Below are 15339 nucleotides of genomic sequence, written 5' to 3'. Positions count from 1 at the left end.
CATGGCGACAATCACTCATATTGAACTGCGCATGATCGATCTGGTGCCCAAGGTGAAACGGGTCGACGCCATTCAGACCTTTGTCAGTCAAGAAACCCCGATCCTTACTGTCTATGACAGCGACGGCGTCAGTGGTACGGGCTATTGCTATACCATTGGCACGGGTGGGCCATCTGTCATGGCGCTGCTGGAACACACGCTGGCCCCGATGCTGATCGGGCGCGACGCGGACCGGATCGAAGGCATCTGGCGCGACCTGCTGTTTGCCACTCATGCGACAGCGGTGGGCGCAATCACCTCGCTAGCGCTGGCCGCCATCGACACCGCGCTTTGGGATCTGCGTTGCCGCAAGCAAGGTCTGCCGCTGTGGAAAGCCGCCGGGGGATCGCGCGAAAAAGTACCGCTCTATTCCACCGAGGGCGGCTGGCTGCATTTGGAAACGCAGGCGCTGGTCGATGACGCGCTGGCGATGCAGGCACAGGGCTTTCGCGGCTCAAAAATCAAGATCGGCCGCGATCACCTGAGCGAAGATGACGCGCGTCTGGGGGCGGTCCGGTCTGCCCTGGGTGGCGGGTACGAGATTTTGACCGATGGCAATCAGGGCTTTACTCTGTCCGAAGCGATCCGCCGGGCGCGGGTTCTCGAGGAGCACGGGATAGGCTGGTTCGAAGAACCGCTGCCCGCCGATGATGTGGCAGGCCATGTGCAACTAGCGCAACACACCAGCGTGCCGATTGCGGTGGGCGAAAGTATGTATTCGCTGAGCCAGTTCAAGGATTACCTGCAAATGGGCGCGGCCTCGATCGTGCAGGTGGATGTGGCCCGGATTGGTGGCATCACCCCGTGGCTGAAGGTGGCGCACATGGCCGAGGCGTTCAACGTCATGGTTTGCCCGCATTTCCTGATGGAGCTGCACCTGCCGCTGGTTTGCGCTATCCCTAACGCAAAATGGCTGGAATACATCCCGCAATTGGACACCGTGACCAACGGCCCAATCCGGATTGAGGACGGTCACGCCATCCCTTCTGATGAACCCGGTTTGGGTATCGATTGGGATTGGGATGCGATTTCGCGGCTTTCCGAGGTCAAAACCGTCAAGGAAGGTGCATGATGCAGCGCATGGGCATGGTAATCGGGGTCAAACCCGAGATGATCGAAGAATATAAGCGCCTGCACGCCGCCGTCTGGCCGCAGGTTCTTAAGCAGATCAGAAACAGCAACATTCGCAACTATACCATTTTCCTGCGCGAGCCGGAAAACCTGTTGTTCGGGTACTGGGAATATCACGGCGAGGATTTCACTGCGGATATGGCCAAGATGGCCAAGGACCCGGTGACTCAGGAATGGTGGACCCATACCGACCCCTGCCAGTCGCCTCTGGCCAGCTGCGCCGAGGGCGAGCAATGGTCGATGATGCAAGAAGTATTTCACACGGATTAAAAGCTATGACTGACACAACGGGCCGTCTGGCCGGAAAAAAGACACTCATCACCGCCGCAGGCCAGGGCATCGGACGGGCGACGGCCGAGCTGTTCGCCGCCGAAGGGGGCGAGGTCATCGCCAGCGACATCAACGAGGATGCGCTGGCGGAATTGGCTAACAACCCGCGTGTCACTGCGCTGAAGCTGGATGTGACCGATGGCGCCGCAGTAGAGGCCGCCGTTACAGATATCGGCCCGCTGGACGTTCTGTTCAACTGCGCGGGCTATGTGGCGAACGGCACCATTCTGGAATGTGACGAAAAGGACTGGGATTTCAGCTTTGATCTGAACGTCAAGGCGATGTATCGGCTGATCCGTCTGACCCTGCCGGGAATGCTGGACAACGGTGGCGGATCGATCATCAACATGTCCTCGGTCGCGTCCTCGATCAAGGGCGTGCCGAACCGGTTTGCCTATTGCGCGTCCAAGGCGGCGGTGATCGGTATCACCAAGGCAGTGGCCGCTGACTATGTCACCCGTGGCATTCGCTGCAACGCGATCTGCCCGGGCACCGTTGACAGCCCCTCGATGCACGGACGTTTGCGCGCCACCGGCAACTATGAACAGGCACTGAAGGACTTCATCGCACGTCAGCCGATGGGCCGCATCGGAACCGCCGAAGAAATCGCGGCATTGGCACTGTACCTCGCCAGCGACGACAGCGCCTTCACCACAGGACAGAACCACGCCATCGACGGCGGCTGGTCCATTTGATTTGCAGGAGAATTGAGAGATGAAACTGTTGCGCTATGGCCCGGTCGGGTCCGAAAAACCGGGTTTGCTGGATGCCGAAGGGAACATTCGCGACCTGTCGGGTGTTGTTGATGATGTTTCGGGCGACACTCTAAGCGACGCCGCGCTGGACAAGTTGCGTGGCATCGACCCTGACTCATTGCCGTTGGTCGATGGCGACCCGCGTATCGGCGCCTGCGTGGGCCAGGTGGGAAAATTCATCTGTATCGGCTTGAACTATGCTGACCACGCCGCCGAAAGCGGCATGGAACTGCCGCAGGAGCCGGTGATCTTCTTCAAGGCCACTTCCTCGATCTGCGGGCCGAACGACGACACCGAAATCCCGCGCAGCTCGGTCAAGACCGATTGGGAGGTCGAGTTGGGCGTGGTGATCGGCAAGCACACCAAATACGTCAATGTCGAAGAGGCGCTGGACCATGTGGCAGGTTATTGCGTCATAAACGACCTGTCCGAGCGTGATTTCCAGCTGCACCGCTCGGGCCAATGGGTCAAGGGCAAGTCGGCGGACACGTTCGGCCCGATCGGTCCCTGGCTGGTGACACGGGACGAGGTTGCCGACCCGCAGAACCTGCCCATGTACCTAAAGGTCAACGGCCACCGCTATCAGGACGGCTCGACCCGGACCATGCATTTCGACGTGGCAACCGTTATCTCGCACCTGTCGCAATTCATGTCGCTGCAGCCCGGCGATGTAATCTCGACCGGTACGCCTCCGGGTGTCGGTATGGGGCAGAACCCTCAGACCTATCTGAAGCCTGGCGACGTTGTTGAACTTGGCATCGAAGGGCTGGGTGTTCAACGTCAGAACGTGGTGGCGGGCTGATGGTTACCATTACCGACCTGAAAACCTTCGACCTGCGGTTCCCGACCTCAGACTCGCTGGACGGGTCAGACGCAATGAACCCCGACCCGGACTATTCCGCCGCCTATGTGGTGCTGGAAACCGATGGCGCGTATCAGGGCCATGGCCTGACCTTCACGATCGGGCGAGGGAATGAGATTTGCATTACCGCTATTGAGGCGATGCGGCACCTGCTGGTCGGTCTCGATCTGGATTGGGCGCGCGAAGACATGGGACGGTTCTGGCGCTATGTCACCGGCGACAGCCAGTTGCGCTGGATCGGGCCGGACAAGGGTGCAATCCATCTGGCCACCGGTGCGGTGGTCAATGCGGTCTGGGATCTGCTGGCGAAAGAGGCCGGCAAGCCCGTCTGGCAACTGGTCGGGGAAATGACGCCCGAGGAAATCGTGCAACTTGTCGATTTCCGCTACATGACCGATGTTCTGACCAGGGACGAGGCGCTGGACATTCTGCGCAGGGCCGAACCGGGCAAGGCGGACAGGATCGCAAAGCTGAGGGCCGAAGGTTATCCCTGCTATACCACCTCGGCAGGATGGCTGGGCTATTCCGACGATAAGCTGCGCCGCTTGTGCCGCGAAGCGCGCGAGGCCGGATTTACCCATACCAAGTTCAAGGTGGGCCGCGAACTGGCCGACGACATCCGCCGCCTGACTATCGCCCGCGAGGAACTGGGCGAGGGCATGAACATCATGATCGACGCCAATCAGGTATGGGAGGTCGATCAGGCTATCGACTGGGTCAAGGAACTATCATTTGCGCGACCTTTGTTCATCGAGGAACCCACCAGCCCCGACGATGTGGTTGGGCACAGAAAAATCCGTCAGGCAATTGCCCCGATCAAGGTGGCGACGGGTGAAATGTGCCAGAACCGCATTCTGTTCAAACAGTTCATTGCCAACGAGGCTATTGATTTCGTGCAAATCGACAGCTGTCGTCTGGGCGGTTTGAACGAAGTGCTTGCGGTACAGCTGATGGCAGCAAAATTTGGCTTGCCGGTCTGGCCCCATGCCGGCGGCGTGGGCCTGTGCGAGTATGTGCAGCATCTGTCGATGATCGATTATGTGGCGATCACCGGTGAAAAAGACGACAAACGCATCGAATTTGTCGATCACCTGCACGAGCATTTTGTCGACCCCTGCATCGTGGAGAACGGTGCCTATCAGGCACCTGTGGCGCCGGGGTTTTCCATCGAGATGAAGGCAAGCTCGATCGCCGATTATCAACATCAACCATCTGCAACGCAAACCGCCGAGCAAGGAGCGGCCTGATGCGACAGAACCTCATTGGGAATACCGGTGTGCGCGTGACCGAGGCATCGTTTGGCTGTGCGAGTATCGGAAACCTGTACCGCCCAGCGACCGACGCGCAGGTGGATGAGGTGCTGCAATGCGCTTGGGACGCGGGAATCCGTTATTTCGATACCGCACCGCATTATGGTCGCGGCCTGTCCGAAATGCGACTGGGCCGCTTCCTTACGCGGTATCCCCGCGACGAATACGTCATTTCAACCAAGGTTGGGCGGGTGCTGTCACCCGGATCAGCGATGGTCGAGGCCGATGGCTTTGTCGATCCGCTGCCCAACGCGGTGCGCTATGACTATTCAGGCGACGGGATTGAAGCTTCGCTGGAACACAGTTTTGGCCTTCTGAATACCAACTACGCAGATATCGTCTATGTCCACGATATCGGTGAATACACTCACGGACAGGACAATAGCGCCCATATGGAAGCCTTCCTCGGGTCGGGATATGAACGGCTGGTAAGGTTGAAGGAGCAGGGCAAAATCCGGGCTTTCGGGCTGGGCGTGAACGAAAACCAGATTTGTCTCGACGTAATGGACCATGGCCCCATCGACGTGATCCTGTTGGCTGGTCGGCTAACACTTCTGGACCGATCGGCAGAACAGGAGCTCACCGCCAAATGCCGAGCGCTAGGTACCAGCCTGGTACTGGGCGGCGTGTTCAATTCGGGCATCCTCGCTACCGGCCCGGTCGAAGGAGCAACCTATGATTATGTCCCGGCATCACCGGAAGTCATCGAGCAGGTTAAAAACCTTCAAACAAGAGCCGAGGTGCTTGGGCTGCAACTGGCAACTGCGGCGCTTCACTTTGCCAAACGGCATGAGTTGGCAGCCTCTGTCCTGTTGGGAACAGCTAGCGCGCGGTCATTGCAACGAAACCTCACTGCATTGGATGGACCAACGCCTGATGAGTTTGACAGTCATTTCAGGCGAGGATTTTGACGTGCAAGATGATGACAGGCGCAATCCGCCTAGCCGATAACCTAGGGTCAGAATTCAAAGCCAAAAAGATGACGGTAGCCGCCTGTGCGATGGCTGAGAGGAAGACCTTTGGGCACCTGTCGTATCGGGTTGCCACACGTCGCCAATCTTTCAACCTTCCGAACATGATCTCGTATCACTGCCCGACAGTGCATTGCACGGCAATGTCACGAGAGGGGGGGTGCGACTATGTAGCGACGCTTGTCGTACTTCACCGCTTTTTTTGGCTGCTTCCGGCTTGGGATGCACATGCGTATCCCTTTGTCTTTCAACGTTTCCCGGAACCAATCAGCGTCATATCCGCGATCTCCGAGCAGCCATTCGACATCTGGCAGGCTGCTCAACAATGCTCGTGCGCCGATGTAATCACTCATCTGCCCAGGCGTCACAAACATGTTGAGTGGGCGCCCCCTGCTGTCGCGGATGACACGCCGTTTGGTGGTCATGCCGCCTTGGTTCGGCCCCTCTCGGCAGCATCCTTCGGATGCGCCTGCCAGGCAGTGAATCAGGTGTCCACGCCCCCCTTTTTGACGCTCATGCTGGTCGCTGTGCGGTGCGCCTTCAGGTAGGTCGCGTCCACTGCCCGGCAGTCGAAACGCAGTTTCGATGAGAGGGGATCATCACGGTCTTATCTTCTCCGTGCTCAGCGGCCAATCCGGCCATCATCCGCGCAAAGATGCCCTTGTGGCTCCAACGTTTCCAGCGGTTGTAGAGCGTCTTATGCGGGCCGTATTCCTTCGGCGCATCGCGCCAGCGCAAACCATTGCGATTAATGAAGACTATCCCGCTCAACACCCGCCGGTCATCGACGCGGAGTTTGCCATGAGACTTTGGCAAGAAGGGCTCAAGACGCGCCATCTGGGCGTCGGTCAGCCAAAACAGATCAGACATGTTCACCGCTCGTTTTTCGAACCGTGAAACACGCAACCCCGCTGAAATCAATGGGTCCTGACCCCAATGGACAGGATGACGACCAAGGTTTCGTTAAATCCTCACTATGCGATGAAACCTCCTGAAGTTTTATAGAACAAACTTGCAATCGTGACCTCAAGCGTAGTCACCTAAGAGTGACTGCTGGAGGAAACCGATGAAGTCATGGACTATAGTTCTTTGTGCCTGCTGCACGCTTGTTCTCGTCGCTTGCGCTCCTAAAGTTCGCATTTATGAAAAAACGGTAACGACTTCGTTACCTGCCGCCACAACCACTGAATTGGCTCTAGCAGCCAATCGGCTGGGAGATCCCAAAGACGGCCGTTCAGGCGTCAAATTAATCAGTGACGGTGAGCAAGCTCTGGTGTCACGACTTTTGTTGGCTGCTGCGGCTGAGCGAACGATTGACGCTCAATACTACCTTTTGCACAACGACCCGACAGGTCACCTTTTTGCGGCTAGCCTTTTGCAGGCTGCGGATCGAGGCGTGCGGGTGCGGCTGCTGTTGGATGACATAGATACATCCGGTTATGACGCGATGACAGCCGCGTTGGATCACCATGAGAATATTGAAATCCGCCTGTTCAATCCTTTCTGGCGTGACCAAGGCCTAGTCGTTGCCGGACTAACGGATTTCAAACGCATCAATCGCAGAATGCATAACAAGTCGATGACCGCAGACAACGTGTTCACGATTGTAGGCGGTCGCAATATCGGGGCCGAATACTTTCTGGCACGGGAAGAAATGAACTATGCAGATTTGGACGTATTAGCCGTCGGTCCCGTCGTGAATGAAGTATCGCAGAGCTTTGACGCATACTGGAACAGTGAATTCGCTGTTCCGGCCCGCGTGGTTGTCGGGGAACCCGAAGACTTCACACTTAGCGAAGCGAGAAACAGGTTGAGTGAATTGGTAGAGGAAGCAAAACAAACCCGGTACGGCGCGGCCCTGAGAAAATCGGCGAGGGAAAACTTTGCAGACGGCGCGCTGTCACTAGATTGGGTGCCCGCAAAACTCTACGTCGATCCACCTTCCAAGGCCGCGGGGCTTGAGAACTCAGGTCCAATTCTTGCGTCGCAACTGTTGCCGTATTTCGAAAGCGCTGAAAGTGAGGTGAATATCGTTTCTGCTTACTTCGTGCCACGCAACAATGGCGTGAGGTGGTTGAACGAACTAGAAAACCGCGGTGTCGACGTCAAAGTCGTAACCAACTCACTGGCTTCAAACGATGTCGCACCAGTCTACGCGCACTACGCAAAGAAACGCCGAGCATTGCTGCGTAGCGGGGTTGAGCTTTATGAATTGCGGCCGGACGCCTATCAGGTCCAACGTCGTGGTATTAACTGGGCTCAGTCTCGGTCTGGCCTGCATTCTAAAGCGTTTGCTGTGGACGACCGGTATCTGTTCATCGGTTCGTTCAATTGGGACCCTCGCTCGGTCAACATCAATACAGAAATGGGCATTTTGATCGACTCGCCAGCTCTGACCATTCAAACCTTAGGCGCTTTGGACGAAGCACTGTCGGCATATACCTATCGCGTGACGCTGGAGGAGGCAGGGCAGCTAAAATGGAGCACACGGGACGCAAATGGCAAAGTCCTCGAATATAGCTCAGAACCGACGGGTTCTGCCTGGGATCACATAGTCGCCGGCTTTCTAGGTATTCTGCCCATCGGTTCTCAGCTTTAGAGTTTTTGAAGAGGGCTTGGGACACACATCAAACTTGTTCTGGCCTTTTCCAATGTGCACTCGGTGCAAATCCTCGCGCGTATTCACGACGATGATAAATCTGAACTGGAAGCGCAGAGGGAAATGACCCATCACACATCGGATTGATCGCTCACCTGATACCTTTCATAAGATGAACGCGTTTTGGAATTCTCAGTGTTCAATGCGCCTTGTTCTGCCCGTAACCAATAGTGGCATAGGTCGCTAAACCATTTATGGTCCGTCCAGTTAAGGGAATTGTCCGCGCGCAGTCTTTGGCATGCATTGGCTTCCCAATCGACGCAAAATAGGATCGCCAATGAACACACAAACAGTCACTCCCATCTGTGCGTTTGATATAGTAGCGGGCCAAGCAGTCCCTGTCTCTTCAGATTGGCCAGAACCCTTCGCAAGGCAGCAAAACGGCTACCGCTGGATTCATTTCGACCTCGCCGACAGCGGCTTGAGGCAATGGGCATCCGAACAACTGCCAAACATAGCCGCGCAAGCATTGCTTCAATCCGAAACGCGACCACGATGTGATCTGCACGAGGATGGCATCATCCTGAACCTACGCGGCGTTAACTTGAACCCTGACGCGTCTCCGGAGGATATGGTTTCACTAAGGCTCTGGGCCACAGAAAGAACTATCGTATCTGCCCGTGTGCGCAAAGTCTGGGCAGCAGACAATTTTCGTCTAAGAGCCGAAAGCGGTTCGGGGCCGGAAAGTGTCGGTGCATTTTTGGCAGAACTTGCTGCGGGGCTCACAAAGCGGATTGAGGCTGTTTCCCTTGAACTTGAAGACGAGACAGACTCTCTCGAAGAGGTTGGACTTTCAGGAAATGAAATCAAACCAGAGAGCATTGCGCGATTGCGGCAAACGGTGATCAAACTTCGGCGCTATATCAGCCCGCAACGCGATGCGCTCGACGCTTTGTCCTCATTGAAAAGTAGCGTAATTCACAGCGACGCATCCGTATTGGTCAATGAAACCGCGAACCGCACTCGCCGTACACTTGAGGAACTGGACGCAAGTCGGGATCGCTTGACTGCCCTTCAGGAGCAAATGGACGCCGAACACGCGAATGCGCTTGCTCGAAACGGCTATCTCTTGTCTGTCGTGGCCGCGATCTTTCTGCCACTTGGATTTCTGACTGGTCTATTTGGCGTGAATGTTGCTGGCATGCCCGGCTTGAGTGCGCCCTTTGCGTTTTGGGCGCTGACACTGGCGTCGGTTGCCATCGGAATTGCACTTTACGTCGTATTCAAACTCTCGAAGTGGTTGTAGCGAAAGTAGATTGCCAAAGGTTGACCAAACTGCTGTACAGAAAGCCTTGATCACCTTCGCCAAATCGCTATTGCGAGCAAAATAGCTTCTCATTTCTCAGTTTGACATTAGGCTGGACCCGATGTTCCGACAGCTCTTACCGATATCAGCGTTACTTCTTGGTTCGGGGCTTCTTCTGTTCGCAGGTGGTGTCCATGGTCTGATACTTCCCGTTCGTGGCTCTTTCGAGGGTTTTTCCGCCAGCTCTCTGGGCCTTTTGGGAACGGGGTGGGCAGTTGGCTATGTCGCAGGATGCCTTGTTGCACCAAGGCTTGTTGGAGCAGTAGGACATATTCGAACCTTCGGCGTAATGTGTGCTCTTGCCGCCGTAACGATCCTTTTCCAGGCTGTGGTAGTAGAATCGTGGGCTTGGATACCGTCGCGCGCAGTTTCAGGATTTTGTTTTGCTGGCGCGGCAATGATCGTCGAGTCCTGGCTCAACGATAAGGTTGAACCCAATACGCGTGGTACAGTCTTTGGCGTCTACACGATGGTTAACCTGGGTGCGGTGACAGCCGGTCAGATGGCTATCTCACTGGGAGATGCAACAGGTTTCATCTTCTTTGCCATTGGTGCGATGGTCTATTGTTTGGCGCTTATACCAACAGCCCTGTCAACCTCTGAGTCGCCCGCACCCCTGACATCTGTGCGTCTCGACCTGCCGGCGTTGTGGCGAAACTCACCAGTTGCGGTTGCCGCGGTCTTTCTTGTTGGCATTTCAAATGCAGCATTTGGGACGCTTGCTGCGGTGTATGCGGATCGCGTCGGGCTATCACTTACTGCAATTGCTTTGTTCGCGAGTATTCCGGTTTTAGCCGGAGCCTTTGCGCAAGTCCCGATTGGTTTTGCAAGTGATCGAATGGACCGGCGTAAAGTCTTGCTGTTTACAGCGGGTGTGGCTCTCGCTTCGGACCTGGCTTTCGTCCTTCTTGCGCCGGAGTCGCGCGTCATGAACCTTGCTTTGGTCGGGATGTTCGGCGCTGCAATTTTTGCGATGTATCCAATCATCGTTGCGCACGCGAACGACCATGCTACGCCGGGCACCTCGATTCAGGTTTCAGGTGGGTTGCTGATGGTCTACGGGCTGGGATCGATTGTCGGGCCGCTGATAGCAGGTGTAGCAATGACTGGATTAGGGCCACAGGGCCTGTTCATGACAACTGTGGCAGCGCATTGCCTGATGATTGTATTTACGTTCTGGCGGATTATGGCCAAGTCAGCCGTACCTGAAAGTGACAAAACCGCATTTCGCGTCAGCGCTCCGGCAAGGGTGGTTACGCCTGAAACTGCCGTCCTTGCTGTCGGTGAAGATGAGGCAATTTCGCTTGCTGACGCCGAGAGCGGGCTGGGCGCCAGCCCCGATGTGAAGGATAGTCTGGCGCCAAGAACTAATTCTGAAGACAGCCCTTCCTAGTCGTCCCCAATGTGTTCGCGGCGCGCTAGGCTGGTCAACTACCGGCGCGAAGGTGAGAATTGAACATCACCTTAATCAAAAATGGTTTTCGCGCGGGGCTCTGTGAATGTTCCTGTCATTCATCCACAACACGAAACTCGCCGGAAGGCGCATCAGTCGGTGGTTCTTCAAACTCATTGGAAATCAGACCGCGACGGATGAGTTCTCGAATGGCGGCCGCTCTGGAGGGCAGTCTGTTCTCGAACCGCCAATCATCGATGACTTTAAGCTCTTCGAGGTCGAGCATCAGTTGCAGTTTTTCGGTGCGCTTTGGTGGTCGATTTTGATCAGACACTGGCATGACCTCAGTAGCTTACGTCAGTTACTCCAAGCATGTATGGCATTGGGCCTGCGTGTCTACATCAATATTGGCATGTGGGGCAGGATACCCAGGATCATGAAGCACCCCATGATGCGTCGGATACCCATAATAAGTATATGTTTTTATTTGTAATTTTTTGTGTCCCCATTAGTTTTTACTCCATAAGCAACGAAACGGAGTGAATATGATACAGCAAGTATTGAAGTCTGAAGTTCAGGAAGAAACGAACGATACAGGCATCGACAAAAATGCGTGGATCGCCAACGCGGTGACGGAAATACTGGCCGATACAATGATCCTGATGGTGAAAACCCAAGGCACACATTGGAACGTTGTGGGCCCACTATTCCTGCCGATCCATGAGCTGACAGAGCGTCAGTATCGTGACCTGTTCGAGGCCGCTGATGAATTGGCCGAGCGTGTGCGCGCGTTGGGTCAGGTGGCACCGATTTCGTTCACTGACATGGTTAGTCAGGCAAAATTGACCGAAGAAGAGACGGTCAAAGATGCGGAGGGCATGATCAAACAATTGGTTGCAGACCACGAAGCAATTGCCCGGAACCTGCGTGAGACTGCCGCGACCGCCGCCCGTTATGGCGATGGGGCTACAGAGGATCTGATGAACGCCAGGATGGCGAAGCATGAAGAAGCAGTCTGGATGCTCAAGGCGATTGTTGCGGCCTAGTGGGCGGCTCCCGTCGATCTGAACCACAGTTTGCGAAGAAAGGAAAAACGATGACACGCGTTGGGTACGAGAAAAAGGCACAGCTGCAACTGGATAGTTGGAATGCCCAGATTGATGTTCTTGAAGCCAAGCTGAAAGTGGCGGAAGCGGATGCCAAGATCGAGCTCGAGGAACAACTCAGCATGCTCTACAAGGTAAGGTCTGACGCAGAAGCTCAGCTGAAAGAGTTGAAGTCGACCAGCGACGAGGCCTGGGAAGATGTCAAAGAGGGCTACGAGGCTGCATGGAATGACATGCAGAGTGCTTTGAAAAAAGCGGCCGACCGGTTCGCGTAAAGCAGGGTTCGTCAAGAAAGCGCGTGTTGTGAATGGGGACTGGAATGCAAACACCCAGAGAATTAGTGAGATACTTTCGCGGGTTCCTAACCATCCCTGCTGCCATAAGTCTTTCAGGGCTTTTGGTGGCTGGGATTGTCTTCAAGACCGAGCAAGCGCTCGTACGTTGGGGTTGGTCCGCTTCCGATTGGCTCAGCGTTTCCAATCGCACTGCGAGCGATGTACTGAGCGCAATCTCGGCAGCATCCATGTCCGCGTTGGTCATGGTCTATTCTATTGTTCTGCTGGTCTACACTTTGGCAGCAGGATCTATTGGCCCCAGGCTCTTGCAGCGTTTTGGCGAAGACAGGGTAAACCAGGTTGCAGTTGGTTCACTTGGAGCAACGTTTTTATACAGCTTGATGATCTTGTGGTTGGTACGCGATGACACATCAGTGAACCTAGCCGTGGTGGTTGGCATAATCTATTCGATCGTCTCAGTTCTATTGCTGCTGCTCTTCGTCCATACAGTATCGACGCGCGTAACCATTGATCAGGAGGCGGCGCGGATTTCTGAAGCCTTGGATCGCCAAGTGAGCACCGCGATCGAAAACAGTGCAGATATTCCATCCTCAGAGGCAATTCCTGAGGAGGGAGACAAGCGCCCGGTCCCGGCTTCGGGCACCGGATATGTGAACTCGATCAACACCGAAGAACTGGTGCATGCGGCCAAACAAGCAGGAGCAGTCGTCGTTTTTGATGTGCAGCCTGGTGACTTTATGGTTCCATCGGACATTTTGGCCAATGTTTATGGTGATATTGATGAGAATCTCAATGATCTGGTGCCGGCGGCAGCTCCGTTGATCCCCGCGCGAGACCCTAACGGAGATATCCGTTTTTCTGTCCATCTTCTCGTTGAAATCGCACTTCGGGCATTGTCGCCGGGTGTCAACGACACGTTCACCGCAATAGTCTGCATCGACCGTCTGTCGGCCTCTCTGGCCCGTGCGTGGTCGTCCAAGCTCTGCACGGGTGTGTATCGAGATGACGACGGAGCCGTGCGGGTGGTTTACCCATCCATCACGGCAGAGTCGTTGTTTAACGACTCGATGCCAGCTCTAAGACGCGCCGCTCGGGGCAATGGCCTCGTGACGGCCGCCCTTATTCGAGCTTTGGTGCGCATTGCTGAAGCGGCTCCAGAAAAGAAAGCGCGGGCTGTTGTAGATGAACTATCCGCAGTCAGAGATGAGACCCGAGAAAGCGATATGCTGGAGCGCGATATTGATAAGTTTTGTGGTCAAATCGAAACTGCAATTAAAAGGGTTTAGTCAACCGTCCTGGACATTTGCAGTCTAGCTCGGCTCTTTCGCAAACACTGTTCCCACCTGTCAGATCAAGCGTCGTTTTGGTAGCGCGTGCTCAAAATGACAGGAGCAAACCATGACGATCTCATTCAAGGGCGCGCATTTTCCGAAAGAGGGGATTTTGTATGCTGTTTTCTTCTATCTCTGATACGGTGTTCATACCGGGATCTGGAAGAAATCATGGCGGAACGTGGCGTTGAACTGGATCACGCACCTCTGAACCGATGGGTGAACCAATATGCCGGTCTTGTAGCGGATGCGTCGCGGTACAAAAAGCGCCGCTGATCGTTCATGGCGCATGGATGAAACCTATGTGAAAGCGAAGGGTGAGTGGGTTTATCTCTATCGGGCCATCAACAAACACGGCAAGACCCTGGACCTCATGCTATCTAAGCGCCGCAATAAGACCGCTGCGACAGAGTTTTTCTCTTGGGCGCTTGAGGTGAACGGTTTGCCACGGAAGATTGTCATCGACAAAAGCCGGCCAACACTGCCGGTCTCAAAGCAATCAACAAAATGCTGAAAAGGTTTTGGCTGCCCGATCCCAATCGAGATGATCAGGCGGAAGTGTTTGAATAACATCTTGGAACAGGACCATCGAGTCATCAAACGTCGCATCAGGCCCATGTTGGGTTTCAGGTCTTTCTCTTCAGCTGCATCTGCCCTAGCCGGCATCGAACTGGTTAACATGATCCCCAAGGATCAATTCACGCCCGGAACCTGCCCGGTTCAGCAGGTTGCTCAGCTGGTGGGCTTAAAGGATCGTTATTCCCATCCAGGCGGATTTAAAAGAATTTTGCGAGAGTCCCGTATCCCGGATAGAATGCGCGTCACTTTGAAAGGGGCTGAATGCGGTATCTGTTGTTGCAAGTATTGGCGATTGTCGCTTTTGCAGGCGCGCTTTGTGCAGAAAAGAGCGATTATATCGAACTTGCACAGAGAGGATGGGGGTATGAGCTGCGGTCCACGATGCTGGGACGCGACATGGCGATCCCCGTTCACATCAATGGCCGCGATCAGGCCGGTGCAGCCCTGTGCCTGGTTGGCGAAAAACCGCATCCGCAAACGCTTGTCGTTCTTGATACTTTTCGGGCGTTGCTGAAACACAGCTTCGGCCACCCGACACCCATGCGCTACGCAGGCCCATCTGCGCGCGATTGTGGAACCGGTCGAACCGTGGTTTTGCGATTGTATTCCGGGTACCCTCCCAATCGGGACCTTTCGTCAGATATCGACTGGCTCAGTGAACTCCACCAGCTTGGTTTGCCTGCGGGTCGAAACTATGTGGTGACATCACCGGCGATGGCACAGACCTTTTTTGGTTATCGGGGGCAGGGGACCCATATTGTGGTCAAACAACCGGCGCATGATCAAACCAGCAAGCTGGAAAGGGATTTTCACAAATCGATCCTGCTGGAAGAGCTGTTTCAGTCCTTCACCTTTGGCATGGACATCCTGCTATATGACAAATCGTCAGGGTTCTTGTCGAAATTGCAGGAAACGCCGGTAAACTTGCAGCGCCTGCCTTGGAGTTCGCACGACTTCATGCGCGCATTGCTGGATTCGAACCCAAGCGGTCTTTGTGCGTTTGACATCTTCATGATGCATGCTGTCGCGCAATCCCCGGTGGATCAAACCATAGACCCCGGCTTTATCGAATACATTGATGCCCAATATGACCGGCTATGGGCGCAGGCGGACGAAACCCTGGCCAATCCCAGATTTGCAGCCCTTTTTGATGAAGGCTGCACCAATTCGGTTCGTGTGCCCAGGTAATACCATCTGACGTGTTTTATCGGGCGGGTGACTCCGGGTAGCCTGAGCGCAGGCAATGCGCCCTCAGAGGCTATGGGAGGACA

The 15339-nt window shown here is 55.1% G+C and carries 14 protein-coding genes and 2 pseudogenes; 14 read left to right on the top strand and 2 right to left on the bottom strand.

Going from position 1 to position 15339, the window contains the following annotated elements:
- The first annotated feature begins 1 nt into the window (after position 1).
- The 6 genes from ACR0I0_RS08075 to ACR0I0_RS08050 are packed head-to-tail and all read left to right on the top strand — an operon-like array spanning position 2 to position 5338.
- Positions 2-1111, top strand: coding sequence for a mandelate racemase/muconate lactonizing enzyme family protein (locus ACR0I0_RS08075; RefSeq protein WP_480490887.1), 1110 nt, complete (start codon positions 2-4; stop codon positions 1109-1111).
- Positions 1108-1440: an L-rhamnose mutarotase gene (locus ACR0I0_RS08070; RefSeq protein WP_480490885.1), complete on the top strand. Its 333-nt coding sequence runs from the start codon at positions 1108-1110 to the stop codon at positions 1438-1440. Before ACR0I0_RS08075 ends, ACR0I0_RS08070 begins: the two co-directional genes overlap by 4 nt.
- A gap of 5 nt (positions 1441-1445) precedes the next feature.
- Positions 1446-2195 (top strand): SDR family oxidoreductase, encoded by a 750-nt coding sequence (locus ACR0I0_RS08065; protein ID WP_171630705.1) that lies wholly within the window; start codon positions 1446-1448, stop codon positions 2193-2195.
- 19 nt (positions 2196-2214) lie between these two features.
- Complete coding sequence (locus ACR0I0_RS08060) at positions 2215-3057, top strand: fumarylacetoacetate hydrolase family protein (RefSeq protein ID WP_480490883.1); 843 nt, start codon at positions 2215-2217, stop codon at positions 3055-3057.
- The gene (locus ACR0I0_RS08055; RefSeq protein WP_171725143.1) at positions 3057-4364 is read left to right on the top strand and encodes an L-fuconate dehydratase; all 1308 of its coding nucleotides are present in this window, start codon (positions 3057-3059) and stop codon (positions 4362-4364) included. The genes ACR0I0_RS08060 and ACR0I0_RS08055 overlap by 1 nt, the downstream gene beginning before the upstream one ends.
- Positions 4364-5338, top strand: a complete 975-nt coding sequence (locus ACR0I0_RS08050; RefSeq protein ID WP_171725144.1) for an aldo/keto reductase — start codon at positions 4364-4366, stop codon at positions 5336-5338. Before ACR0I0_RS08055 ends, ACR0I0_RS08050 begins: the two co-directional genes overlap by 1 nt.
- A gap of 64 nt (positions 5339-5402) precedes the next feature.
- On the opposite strand, the pseudogene ACR0I0_RS08045 reads toward ACR0I0_RS08050, so the two are convergent.
- A pseudogene (locus ACR0I0_RS08045) lies at positions 5403-6268 on the bottom strand (IS5 family transposase); the annotation flags it as partial.
- A 196-nt stretch (positions 6269-6464) separates the two neighbouring features.
- Between ACR0I0_RS08045 and ACR0I0_RS08040 the strand changes: the two are divergent.
- The 3 genes from ACR0I0_RS08040 to ACR0I0_RS08030 all read left to right on the top strand — a co-directional run bounded on the left by ACR0I0_RS08040 (position 6465) and on the right by ACR0I0_RS08030 (position 10756).
- Positions 6465-7997 (top strand): phospholipase D family protein, encoded by a 1533-nt coding sequence (locus tag ACR0I0_RS08040; RefSeq protein WP_171723932.1) that lies wholly within the window; start codon positions 6465-6467, stop codon positions 7995-7997.
- A gap of 337 nt (positions 7998-8334) precedes the next feature.
- Complete coding sequence (locus tag ACR0I0_RS08035; RefSeq protein ID WP_171637219.1) at positions 8335-9303, top strand: zinc transporter ZntB; 969 nt, start codon at positions 8335-8337, stop codon at positions 9301-9303.
- Positions 9304-9424: 121 nt separating this feature from the next.
- Complete coding sequence (locus ACR0I0_RS08030; protein WP_171637216.1) at positions 9425-10756, top strand: MFS transporter; 1332 nt, start codon at positions 9425-9427, stop codon at positions 10754-10756.
- Positions 10757-10871: 115 nt separating this feature from the next.
- Here ACR0I0_RS08030 and ACR0I0_RS08025 read toward each other — a convergent pair whose 3' ends face one another.
- The gene (locus ACR0I0_RS08025) at positions 10872-11090 is read right to left on the bottom strand and encodes a hypothetical protein (protein ID WP_171636968.1); all 219 of its coding nucleotides are present in this window, start codon (positions 11088-11090) and stop codon (positions 10872-10874) included.
- A 211-nt stretch (positions 11091-11301) separates the two neighbouring features.
- On the opposite strand from ACR0I0_RS08025, the gene ACR0I0_RS08020 reads away from it, so the two are divergent.
- From ACR0I0_RS08020 to ACR0I0_RS08000, 5 genes and pseudogenes are all read left to right on the top strand, one after another.
- Positions 11302-11802, top strand: a complete 501-nt coding sequence (locus tag ACR0I0_RS08020) for a Dps family protein (protein ID WP_171171700.1) — start codon at positions 11302-11304, stop codon at positions 11800-11802.
- Between the two features lie 50 nt (positions 11803-11852).
- Positions 11853-12137: a sll1863 family stress response protein gene (locus ACR0I0_RS08015; RefSeq protein ID WP_171637212.1), complete on the top strand. Its 285-nt coding sequence runs from the start codon at positions 11853-11855 to the stop codon at positions 12135-12137.
- Between the two features lie 44 nt (positions 12138-12181).
- Positions 12182-13444, top strand: a complete 1263-nt coding sequence (locus ACR0I0_RS08010; protein WP_480490880.1) for a DUF2254 domain-containing protein — start codon at positions 12182-12184, stop codon at positions 13442-13444.
- A gap of 292 nt (positions 13445-13736) precedes the next feature.
- Positions 13737-14171, top strand: a pseudogene (locus ACR0I0_RS08005) (IS6 family transposase); the annotation flags it as partial.
- Positions 14172-14329: 158 nt separating this feature from the next.
- A complete protein-coding gene (locus ACR0I0_RS08000; protein ID WP_171723928.1) occupies positions 14330-15256 on the top strand; it encodes a hypothetical protein in 927 nt (308 codons plus the stop codon).
- Positions 15257-15339: the final 83 nt, after the last annotated feature.

Source organism: Ruegeria sp. AG6, from assembly GCF_056541565.1.
The sequence above is the reverse complement of the archived record's forward strand: the minus strand, read 5'-3'. Positions and strand labels throughout refer to the sequence as shown.